Origin of the sequence: Massilia sp. UBA6681 (assembly GCF_002454935.1) — a bacterium.
Classification (GTDB): Bacteria; Pseudomonadota; Gammaproteobacteria; order Burkholderiales; family Burkholderiaceae_D; genus Telluria; species Telluria varians.
The window spans coordinates 21,458-31,894 of record NZ_DKJX01000124.1 but is presented as its reverse complement, the minus strand read 5'-3'; the positions used below and the strand labels follow the sequence as shown (position 1 = coordinate 31,894).

Annotated in this window: 9 protein-coding genes and 1 pseudogene; 3 read left to right on the top strand and 7 right to left on the bottom strand. The window is 69.1% G+C overall.

The window, feature by feature from the left end:
* From B2R83_RS23120 to argS, 7 genes and pseudogenes are all read right to left on the bottom strand, one after another.
* A pseudogene (locus B2R83_RS23120) lies at nt 1-284 on the bottom strand (SPOR domain-containing protein); the annotation flags it as partial.
* Nucleotides 285-300: 16 nt separating this feature from the next.
* Nucleotides 301-1,041 carry a type III pantothenate kinase gene (locus tag B2R83_RS23115; RefSeq protein ID WP_292045442.1) on the bottom strand — a complete coding sequence of 247 codons (741 nt, stop codon included), beginning with the start codon at nt 1,039-1,041 and terminating at the stop codon, nt 301-303.
* A 7-nt stretch (nt 1,042-1,048) separates the two neighbouring features.
* Nucleotides 1,049-1,822: a biotin--[acetyl-CoA-carboxylase] ligase gene (locus B2R83_RS23110; protein ID WP_292045441.1), complete on the bottom strand. Its 774-nt coding sequence runs from the start codon at nt 1,820-1,822 to the stop codon at nt 1,049-1,051.
* A complete protein-coding gene (locus B2R83_RS23105; RefSeq protein ID WP_292045439.1) occupies nt 1,819-2,604 on the bottom strand; it encodes an SDR family oxidoreductase in 786 nt (261 codons plus the stop codon). The genes B2R83_RS23110 and B2R83_RS23105 overlap by 4 nt, the downstream gene beginning before the upstream one ends.
* A complete protein-coding gene (locus B2R83_RS23100) occupies nt 2,601-3,266 on the bottom strand; it encodes a thiol:disulfide interchange protein DsbA/DsbL (protein WP_292045437.1) in 666 nt (221 codons plus the stop codon). The genes B2R83_RS23105 and B2R83_RS23100 overlap by 4 nt, the downstream gene beginning before the upstream one ends.
* A gap of 27 nt (nt 3,267-3,293) precedes the next feature.
* Nucleotides 3,294-3,977, bottom strand: coding sequence for an SPOR domain-containing protein (locus B2R83_RS23095; protein ID WP_292045436.1), 684 nt, complete (start codon nt 3,975-3,977; stop codon nt 3,294-3,296).
* Between the two features lie 7 nt (nt 3,978-3,984).
* A complete protein-coding gene (gene argS, locus B2R83_RS23090; protein ID WP_292045434.1) occupies nt 3,985-5,724 on the bottom strand; it encodes an arginine--tRNA ligase in 1,740 nt (579 codons plus the stop codon).
* 320 nt (nt 5,725-6,044) lie between these two features.
* Between argS and rsmB the strand changes: the two genes are divergently transcribed.
* Genes rsmB through B2R83_RS23075 form a run of 3 tightly spaced genes read left to right on the top strand, consistent with a single transcriptional unit; the run spans nt 6,045 to nt 10,393 of the window.
* A complete protein-coding gene (gene rsmB, locus B2R83_RS23085; protein WP_414674465.1) occupies nt 6,045-7,457 on the top strand; it encodes a 16S rRNA (cytosine(967)-C(5))-methyltransferase RsmB in 1,413 nt (470 codons plus the stop codon).
* Between the two features lie 57 nt (nt 7,458-7,514).
* The gene (locus B2R83_RS23080; RefSeq protein WP_036210401.1) at nt 7,515-8,078 is read left to right on the top strand and encodes a DUF4390 domain-containing protein; all 564 of its coding nucleotides are present in this window, start codon (nt 7,515-7,517) and stop codon (nt 8,076-8,078) included.
* A complete protein-coding gene (locus B2R83_RS23075) occupies nt 8,075-10,393 on the top strand; it encodes a sensor histidine kinase (RefSeq protein ID WP_292045430.1) in 2,319 nt (772 codons plus the stop codon). Before B2R83_RS23080 ends, B2R83_RS23075 begins: the two co-directional genes overlap by 4 nt.
* Nucleotides 10,394-10,437: the final 44 nt, after the last annotated feature.

Here is a 10,437-nt window from a genome sequence, read left to right as displayed (position 1 = left end):
GGCGCGAAGGCGCCGGCCTGGGTGCAGGCGACCGTCTCTACCTGCGGCGCGGGCGCTGGAACGGGTTCGGCGGGCGGCGCTTCCGGCGCGGCCGGCGCCGCCGCGGTTTCGGCGGCCGCGCGCGCTTCAAGCGCGCTGAGCATCGACATGCGCTCGGTGGCCAGCTGGTTCTTCAGGCGCTGCGGCTCGCGTTCGCCACCCTCGAGCGTGCCGAGATAGCCCTGGCCGTAGGCCAGCAGCAGGGCGTTCAGCGCCAGCAGTGCCCAGAATACGAATTTCAACAAGTGCGCTCCTCCATCCCTAGGTGGCCGCCGCATGCAGGCCGACCAGCACGATGTTATCGACCAACAGGCAGGAGAACTTGAGGACCGGCGCGATATAAGGAGCCGCGCCCCCGGAAACGATGCATGCCGTGGCGGCGTGCGCCGCGCAGGCACGCTCGATGGCGCCGGCCTGGGCCGACAGGACGCCGGAGACGATCGCGTCGTCGGTGTTGTCGCCGAAGAGCGGCGGCGGGGCGGCGCCGCCCGGGCCTTCGCCCGGGCTCACCTGGGGCAACTGGGCCGTATTGCGGGCCAGCGAGCCGGCCATCAGGGCCAGGCCCGGCAGGATCATGCCGCCGATGAAGCGGCCGTCCTTCGTCACGGCATCGACCGTGGTCGCGGTGCCGCAGGTCGCCACGATCAGGTCCTGCCCGGGCGCCAGCGCACGCGCGCCGATGGCGGCGGCGAAGCGGTCGCAGCCGAGCTGGCCCGGGTTGCGGTAGCCGTTCTGCAGGCCGGCGCGTTCCAGAGTGGAGGCGAACCACTCGACCGCGATTCCGGTCGGCAGCGCCTGGGCGATGCGTTCGCGCACGGCGGCACCGGCCACGTTCGAGACGATGGCGCGCGCCACGCCGGCCCGGCGCCACGTATCGGCGGCGCCATCGAGTCCGGCATGCGAGACCGCGTCGGTCAGCGTCCAGGCGCCCAGCGCCGCGCCGGGCGCCGCGATCGCCCACTTGATGCGGGTATTGCCCGCGTCGATCAGCAGCAGGTTCATGCCCGTCTCACTCGCTGAGCCGCAGCGACACGTCGCCCGCCAGCACGCTCGTGCGTCCCTCGGCGGTGTCCAGCAGCAGGCGGCCGGCATCGTCGACGCCCGCCGCCAGGCCTTCCTGCAGCACCTTGCCGTTGTCGAGGATGACGACGGCGCGGCCCTGCCAGGCATGGCGCAGGTTCCAGCGCGCGCTGAAGGCGGCGAAGCCCTGGCTGGCGAACAGGCGCAGCGCGTCGGCCAGGGCGTCGAGCAGGGCGGCCATCAGCTGGTCGCGGTCCATGCGCGCCAGCCAGGGCGCGCCGGCGGCGCTGCGCCCGAGGCGCGCTTCCACGTCGTCCGGCATGACGAGGTTCAGGCCGATGCCGATCACGGCCCAGGTGCCGCCGCCGCTGTCGCTTGACGCCGACTGGGTCTCGATCAGGATCCCGGCCAGCTTGTCGCCGTCCTTGAGCACGTCGTTCGGCCACTTGAGCTGGATCTGCACGCCGAGCTGCCCCAGCGCGTCACCCAGCGCCACGCCGATCGCCAGCGGCAGGCCGGTGAGCCCCTGCAGGCCGCCTTCGAACTTCCAGGCCAGCGAAAAGGTCAGCGAATTCTCGCTGGAAGAGAGCCAGCTGCGGCCGGCGCGTCCGCGGCCGGCACTCTGGTGCTCGGCGACCAGCAGCACCGGCTCGCTGAGCTGCGCGGCGCGCGCCAGCAGGTCGGCGTTGGTCGAACCGGTCTCCGGCACGACCTCCACCGCGACACCGGCGCGGGACAAGGAAAAGATCTTCGCGGCGTTCATGCTTCCCCCTGGCGCTGTTTTGTCGGAGCGCGCGAGAAGGCGAGATCGAACAAGGGATTCGGCAGCAGGCGCAGCAGCTTGGCCGCGACGCCCATCTGCCAGGGCAGCACGCGGTAGCTGGAGCCGCGCGCGATGACCTTGGCTGCCTGGGCGGCGAAGCGCTCGGCGGGCATCAGGAAGGGCATGGGAAAACGGTTCTTGCGGGTCATGGGGGTATCGATATAACCGGGGGCGATGGTGACCACCTTGATGCCGGAGGCACGCAGTTCCAGGCGCAGCGATTCGCAGTAGCTGTGTACCGCGGCCTTGGAGGCGCAGTAGGCGCCGGCGCCGCGCATGCCGCGGATGCCCGCCACGCTGCCGATCCCGACCAGGCGGCGCGGGCCCTGTTGGGCTTTCATGGAAGCGATGAAGGGCGCGAAGGTGGCGACGGTGGCGTTCACGTTCGTGGCGAACACGGCGTCGAACACCGCCAGGTCGGCGGGGCGCTCGGTGAGGGTGCCGTGCGAGATGCCGGCGCTGGCGATGACGATGTCGGCGCCGCCCTTGGCCGCGATGAAGTCGGCGGCAGCGGCGGCCACGGCGTCATGGTCGGTGACGTCGGCCGCGTAGATGCGGTGACGTTCGGGGTGGGGGAGGCTGGCGGCGAGTTCTTCCAGCAGCGGGCGGCGCCGCGCCAGCAAGCCGAGGGATGCGCCGCGCGCCGCGTATTCGCGCGCCAGCGCCGCACCGATGCCGCTCGAGGCGCCGGTGATGAATACCCGGTCTGCCGGCAAGCTCACTTCTTGTCTGCTTTGGCGCGCGCGACCAGCGTGTCCATCACCTGCAGGGTGCCCTGCAGGGCGTCGTTGCCGCTGACGTTGCCGGATTCGCCGACCATGCCGGGCGAGGTCAGGAAGCGGCCGTCGATCGCGATCATCGGCCAGTGGGTGATGCGGTAGGCTTCCATCATTGCCTGGGCGCGGCGCAGCTTGGCCTGCACGCCGAAGGAGCGGTAGGTGTCGATGAACTTGGCGCGGTCGATGCCGGCGCGGCTGGCCCAGTCGAACACCTGCTCGTCCTGGGTGAAGCCGACGCGCTCGACGTGGTAGGCATTGAAGACCTTGCCGTGGAACTGTTCGAGCAGGCCGAGCGATTCGAGCGTGAAGAACAGGCGCTGCTGCGCCGCCACCTGCGCGCCGCGCGGCACGTGCACGCGCCGGAATACGATGTTGTCGCCTTGTTTCTTGACCCAGTCGGCCAGGTAGGGCTCGAAGGAATAGCAGTGCGGGCAGTAATAGGCGAAGAACTCGATCACCTCGATTCTGCGCCCGCTGTCGCTCGGCTGGGCTTCCGGCAGGACCTGGTACTCGGCGCCTTCCTTTGGTGCCGCGGGAGAGGCGGCAGCGAAGCCGGGCGCGGCGAGCAGGGCGGCGCAGCAGATCAGGCGGCGAAGCGAGTTCATGCGGATCCTTCGGTGGATGGAAAAAGATTAGCGCTGGCTGCGGACGACGGCGACGTCGATGCCGCTGTCGAGCAGTTTGGCGCGCGCCTTGTTCGCGGTTTCCTGGCCGCTGTAGGGGCCGACCCGCACGCGGTGCAGCACGCCGCTGTCGGTGCTGCGGTCGGTGATCGCGGCTTCGAAGCCGAGCAGCGCCAGCTTGGCGCGGGTGTTCTCGGCGTCGGACATCTCGCGGAAGGCGCCGGCCTGCAGGTAGTAGATGTAGCCGTCGCCGCCCGCGGCGGGCGCCGCCGCGGTGGCTGCCGGGGCCGGCGTGGCCGGAGCCGCGGCAGGCGCAGCCGGTGCGACGGGTGTTGCGGCCCCCTGCATGCCGGCGATGGCCTGGCCCAGAGGATCGGCGTCGGCTGCGGCCGGCGCCGGCGCCGGTGCGGGTTCCGGCGCCGGACGGTTGGCGCGTTCGGCGATCTGGCGGTTGGCTTCGCGCGCGGCGTCGCGGTTGCCGTACAGCGGCTTGTTCGGATCGCTCGCCTGGCTCGGCTCGAGGTCGGCCGGGCGGCCCATCTTGTTGGAACGGTCGGTGAAGGGCGACTGGCCCTTGGTGATCACGAGCGCGACCGCCACCGCGATCCCCAGGCCGATGATCAGGCCGATGATGATGCCGGTCAGGGTGCTGCCGCGCTGGCGCAGCGGGGAGAAGGTACGGATGGCGGTCATGTTGCGATTACTCTTGCGGTTCAGTAGGGGCACGTTCCATTTTGGCCGGCGCCGATACGCCGATCAGGGCCAGGCCGTTGCGCAGCACCTGGCGGGTGGCGAGGGCCAGCGCGAGACGCGCCAGCTTCAGCGGCTCGTTGTCGTCGAGCAGCCACTTGTGTGCGAAGTAGTAGCTGTGCAGCTCGCCGGCCAGTTCGCGCAGGTAGAAGGCGACGTGGTGCGGGCTCAGTTCGAGCTTGGCGCGCTCCAGCATTTCCGGGTAGGCCGACAGCTTCGCCAGCAGGCTCGCTTCGTGCGGCTCGGTCAGCAGGGACAGGTCGGCACTAGGCAATTGCGATTCGTCGCCGCCCCAGTTGGCGAGTGCAGAGCAGATGCGCGCATGGGCGTACTGCACGTAGTACACCGGGTTCTCGTCCGAGGTCTTGAGGGCGACGTCGACGTCGAACACGAATTCGGTGTCGGCCTTGCGCGAGATGAGGAAGAAGCGCACCGCGTCGCGGCCGCGCGTCACGTCGCCGTTGCCCGACCATTCGATCAGGTCGCGCACGGTGACGTAGGAGCCGGCACGCTTGGAGATCTTGACCTCCTCGCCGTTCTTCATCACGGTGACCATCTTGTGCAGCACATAGTCGGGATAGCCCTGCGGGATGCCGATGTTCACCGCCTGCAGGCCGGCGCGCACGCGCGCGATGGTGCCGTGGTGGTCGCTGCCCTGCACGTTGATGGCCTGGTCGAAGCCGCGGCGGAATTTCTGGATGTGGTAGGCCACGTCCGGCACGAAATAGGTGTAGGTGCCGTCGGACTTGCGCATCACGCGGTCCTTGTCGTCGCCGTAGTCGGTGGTCTTGAGCCACAACGCGCCTTCCTGCTCGTAGGTCTTGCCGGCGTCGACCAGGGCCTGCACGGCCGCTTCCACCTTGCCGTCCGCGTACAGCGAGGACTCGAGGTAGTAGTTGTCGAACTTGACGCCGAAGGCCTGCAGGTCCTGGTCCTGCTCGTTGCGCAGGTAGGTCACGGCGAAGCGGCGGATCGATTCGATGTCGTCGACATTGCCCGATGCGGTGGCCGGCTCGCCGTCGCTGGCCGAGACGGTCTTTTTCGCCAGGAAGTCGCTGGCGATGTCGGCGATGTAGTCGCCGTTGTAGGCCGACTCGGGCCACTCGGCGTCGCCCGGCTTGAAGCCCTTGGCGCGCGCCTGCACCGAGGTGGCCAGGGTGGCGATCTGCACGCCCGCGTCGTTGTAGTAGAACTCGCGGGTGACGTCGTGGCCCTGCGCTTCGAACAGCGAGGACAGGGCGTCGCCCAGCGCGGCCTGGCGGCCGTGGCCCACGTGCAGCGGGCCGGTCGGGTTGGCCGAGACGAATTCGATGATGGCGTGGTGGCCCTTGCCGGCGCTGCCGCGGCCGAAGGCCGCGCCCTGTTCGAGCACGGTGCGTACGACCGACTGCTTGGCGCCGGCGGCCACGCGCAGGTTGATGAAGCCGGGACCGGCCACGTCGGCCGAGTCGACCAGACCGGCGGCAGCAGGCTCGGCGAGCAGGGCGGCGACCAGGCGGGTGGCCAGTTCGCGCGGATTGGTCTTGAGCGGCTTGGCCAGCTGCATGGCGATGTTGCAGGCGATGTCGCCGTGGCTCGGATCGCGTGGACGTTCCAATACGACGTTGGGAGTGAGGTCGGTGCCGGCGACGATCGGCGCGAGGGCGGCCTGGAACAGGGCAACGATCTGTTGTTTTTGTTGGGCGAGCATGGGGATGTCGATCTGATAAAAATGGCGGGCCTGCGGACAGGCAAACAGCAATCATTATACTGGTTTGGCGCATCGCGCAATATGTTCACCGCGGCAAGTTGTCAGCTTCGTTAAGCGGCACCAAAGCCTAAGCCGTTACAATGAGGGCCATTTTTCACTGCACCGACCCCGCCATGACCGACAAGCGCCCGACGCTCACCCTGAAACCGAAAGCCAAGCCGGCACGTTCCGCGTCGCCGCAGGGCAGGGAGCGGCCCCAGGGCGCCAGCCAGGCAGCGGCCGCCAAGCCGTCCTACCGTCCGTCGGCCGAGCGTGAAGCCATGCGCGAACCCGCGCGCGCGCCGCAGCGCGAGCATGCGCACCAGCCGGCAGCCGCGCAGCCGCGCCTGCGCCAGAGCCACGAAGCGAAGGTGGCGCCGCAGCGCGACTACCGCCCCGACCTGAAGGCCGATTCGCTGGCCCTGGCCCTGCTGGGCGCGGCCAATGCGATCGCGCGCGTGCGCGCCGGCGCCGCGCTGCCGCAGGCGCTTGCCGGCGTATTTACCGCCTACGACGTGACGCCGCAGGCACGCGGGGCGATCCAGGACATCGCCTACCGCAGCATGCGCCAGCTGGGCCGCAGCGACACCCTGCTGGGCCTGATGACGACCAAGGCGCCCGAGCCGCCGATGCTGGGCGGCCTCTTGTGCGCCGCGTTGACGCTGCTCGATCCGCCGCCGGGAACGCAGGCGCCCTACGAAGCCTTCACCGTGGTGGACCAGGCCGTCAACGCCGCCGCCAGCCACCCCGACTTCGCCCATGCCAAGGCCATGGTCAATGCCGTGCTGCGCCGCTTCCTGCGCGAGCGCGAGGCCCTGCTGGAGCAAGCCCTGAAGCAGCCGCTGGCGCGCTGGAACTACCCGCAATGGTGGATCGACAGCACCCGCGCCGCCTACCCGTCCGAGTGGGAAAGCATCCTCGCGGCCGGCAACGCGCACCCGCCGCTGACCCTGCGCGTGAACCGCCGCCGAACGGGTGTCGAGGCTTACCTGGAGACGCTGGCGCAGGCCGGCTTCGCGGCCGAGCAGGTGGGGCCCACGGCCGTGCGCCTGGCGCAGGCCGTCAACGTCAGCCAGATCCCGGGCTTCCACGAGGGCGTGGTGTCGGTCCAGGATGCCGGCGCCCAGCTGGCCGCGCCGCTGCTCGACCTGCAGGACGGCATGCGCGTGCTGGACGCCTGCGCGGCGCCGGGCGGCAAGAGCGGCCATATCCTCGAGGCCGCCGACGTCGACCTGACCTCGGTCGACGCCGATCCGCAGCGCCTGGCGCGGGTGGGCGACAACCTGGGTCGCCTGGGCCTGACGGCGCGGCTGGTCGCGGCCCAGGCCCAGGACACGGACTGGTGGGATGGCCGCCAGTTCGACCGCATCCTGGCCGACGTGCCCTGCACGGCGTCCGGCATCGTGCGCCGCCACCCGGACATCCGCTGGCTGCGCCGCAAGTCCGACACGCTCCAACTTGCAACACTTTCTACCAAAATACTCGACAATCTTTGGCAGATGCTGCTGCCCAATGGTAAATTGTTGTTTGTGACATGTTCGCTCTGGCCCCAGGAATCGGAGGCGCAGGCTGCCGCGTTTGCGGCCCGCCACGACGCCATCCGCCTCGACGCGCCGGGCCAGCTGCTGCCAGCCAGCGGTGCCGGGCAGGATCATGACGGCTTGTTCTATGCGCTGTTCCAAAAGAAGTCGTGACAGCGCGATGATCCATTAGACAACCTCGGCTTTCAATTTTTTGGCTCCGGCGCACCTGTGACCTTACGTTTTCTTTGCCTCCTCGCTTGCCAGCTGCTGCTGGTCTTCGCGTGTTCGCAGGCACGGGCGGCCGAGGTCATCGACATCACCAAGGTCGAGATCCAGGCCAGCGAGGACGGCTACCGCCTCAACACCGCGTTCGCCTTCGACCTGAACCACGAGCTGCAGGACGCGGTCCAGCACGGCATCAAGCTGCATTTCACCACCGAGATCGAGATGACGCGCCCGCGCTGGTGGTGGCGCGACGAGAAGGCGGTGTTCTCCAAGCGCACCATCGGCATCTCCTACGACATGCTGACGCGCCAGTACATCGTCACCACCGGCGGCAGCGTGCCGCAGCCCTTCAATACCCTCGACGATGCGCTGTCGCTGATCCGGCGGCCGGCGCGCTGGCTGATCGCCCCGAAGGACGCCCTCAAGAAGGGCGAGGTCTACAACGTCTCGGTGCGCATGTTCATGGACCGCGACTTCTTGTCCAAGCCGCTGCAGGTCAACGCCATCAATGATTCGAGCTGGCGCCTGAGCTCCAACAGGAAGACTTTCACCTACCGTGCAGAATGATCCAGGTACGCGGTAAATCGTTCAACCGGGCGCTGCGCTACGCGCTGGTGGTGGGCGGTGCGATCGCCTCGATCCTGCTGTTCCTGCTGGCCTCGGCCTCCGACAACTCCGGCTTCTTCGACCGTTATTACGTCTGGCTGCTGGGCGTGAACGCCGGCATGGCCGTGCTGCTCCTGATCCTCGTGGTCGTCGCGCTGGCGCGCCTGTATTCGCGCTACAAGGCCGGCAAGTTCGGCTCGCGCCTGGTGGCGCGGCTGGTGCTGCTGTTCGCCGGCATCGGCATCCTGCCGGGGCTGGTGATCTTCATGGTGTCGGTGCAGTTCGTCTCGCACTCGATCGACAGCTGGTTCGACGTCAAGATCGAGGCCGCGATCGAATCCGGCCTGAACCTCGGCCGCGCCGCCCTCGACGAAGCCGTGGCCGAACTGGGCGCCACCGGCCAGACCGCCGCTGCCACGCTGGCGGGCCAGGACGCGGTGATGGTGCAGGGCGTCCTGACCGGCCTGGTGAACGACATCAGCGGGCTGCAAAGCGCCATGCTGCTCACCTCCGACGGCACCGTGCTGGCATCGAGCGCGCAGGACCGCAACCTGAACCTCGACCTGGACCGCCCGACGCCCGACATGCTCAAGTCGGCCGCGCTGCCGGGGGGCTATGCGCGCCCGGAAGGCACCATGGACCGCGACGCCTCCGCGCAGCCGGATGGGCCGGACCAGAACGGGCTCGATGCCGCCACCGGCCTGCGCCTGCGCGTGGTGCTGGCGGTGCCCGAGGCGGCCGGCATGGAGCCGCGCTACCTGCAGCTGCTGCAGTCGGTGCCGGTCAACCTGGCTTCGAATGCGGTGGTGCTGCGCAGCGCCTCCGAGGAATACCGCTCGCGCGACCAGGCCCGGCGCGGCCTGCGCAAGATGTACATCGAGACCCTGACCTTGACCCTGCTGCTGGCGATCTTCGGCGCGATCGGCAGCGCCTTCCTCATCGCCGGCAACCTGGCGCAGCCGCTGCTGGTGCTGGCCGAGGGCACGCAGGCGGTGGCCGAGGGCGACCTGTCGCCGCGCCCCACGGTCGAGACCAACGACGAACTGGGCACCCTGACGCGCTCCTTCAATGCCATGACCGGCCAGCTGTTCGAGGCGCGCAGCGCGGTCGAGCGCAACCGCATGGCGCTGCAGAACGCCAAGGCCCACCTGGAGTCGGTGCTGGCCAACATGTCGGCGGGCGTGATCGTGCTCGATGCCGAAGGGCGGGTGGTGAACTCGAACGACGCCGCCTACCGCATCCTGCAGGTCGAGCCGGGGGCGCTGGCCGGCCCGCTGGCCAGCATTCCGGGCCTGGAGACCTTCTACAACTGCATCACGCGCGCGATCTCGGCGCAGAGCGCGCAGAGCGCGGCCAGCACCGACCGGCGCCGGCGCGCCCACTGGCAGCAGCAGATCGAGATCCCGCGCCGCGGCAGCAGCGACGAGCAGGAGCACGACATCACGCTGCTGGCGCGCGGCTCGCGCCTGCCGGTGGGCACCGGCAGCGGCTTCATCGTGGTGTTCGACGATATCTCGGACGTGATCGCGGGCCAGCGCTCGGTGGCCTGGGGCGAGGTGGCGCGCCGCCTGGCGCACGAGATCAAGAACCCGCTCACCCCAATCCAGCTTTCGGCCGAGCGCCTGCAGATGAAGCTGGAATCGAGCCTGCCGCCGCAGGAAGCCGAACTGCTGAAGAAGAGCACCAGCACCATCGTCAACCAGGTCGACGCCATGAAGCGCATGGTCGACGACTTCCGCGACTATGCGCGCACGCCTCCGGCGGTGCTGGAGCCGCTCGACCTGAACGGCCTGATCGACGAGATCCTGCAGCTCTACCTGTCCGAGGACGGGTCGGACATCATTCACGCCACGCTGGCACCGGATTTGCCCAGGGTGATGGGCGACGCCACCCAGCTGCGCCAGGTGATCCACAACCTGGTGCAGAACGCCCAGGACGCGCTGGTCGACCGCGGCCCCGATGCCCCGGCCCCGCGCGTGGACGTCACCACCGAGGCCATCCACTACGAAGGCGCGGACGGCGCCGCCGGCACCGCGGTGCGCCTGGCGATCACCGACAACGGCCCCGGCTTCTCGCCGCGCATCCTGGCGCGCGCCTTCGAGCCCTACGTCACCTCGAAGGCGCGCGGCACCGGCCTGGGCCTGCCGATGGTCAAGAAGATCATCGACGAACACGGTGGCAGGATCGATATCGGGAACCGTCCGGACGGATGTGGCGCGTCAGTATTCATTTTGCTGTTAAAGTTAGCTCCCGAGGCGAACTTGTCCGAAATATAAAAGACGGCATAAAATGCGGTATGACGGGTAAGAGATCAGGAAGA

Bases quoted from the DNA above. Each gene is read 5' to 3' on its own strand.
- B2R83_RS23110 (WP_292045441.1), bottom strand. From the start codon at position 1,822: ATGAACGCCGCGAAGATCTTTTCCTTGTCCCGCGCCGGTGTCGCGGTG.
- B2R83_RS23075 (WP_292045430.1), top strand. From the start codon at position 8,075: ATGATCCAGGTACGCGGTAAATCGTTCAACCGGGCGCTGCGCTACGCG.
- argS (WP_292045434.1), bottom strand. From the start codon at position 5,724: ATGCTCGCCCAACAAAAACAACAGATCGTTGCCCTGTTCCAGGCCGCC.
- B2R83_RS23115 (WP_292045442.1), bottom strand. From the start codon at position 1,041: ATGAACCTGCTGCTGATCGACGCGGGCAATACCCGCATCAAGTGGGCG.
- B2R83_RS23100 (WP_292045437.1), bottom strand. From the start codon at position 3,266: ATGAACTCGCTTCGCCGCCTGATCTGCTGCGCCGCCCTGCTCGCCGCG.
- rsmB (WP_414674465.1), top strand. From the start codon at position 6,045: ATGCGCGAACCCGCGCGCGCGCCGCAGCGCGAGCATGCGCACCAGCCG.
- B2R83_RS23095 (WP_292045436.1), bottom strand. From the start codon at position 3,977: ATGACCGCCATCCGTACCTTCTCCCCGCTGCGCCAGCGCGGCAGCACC.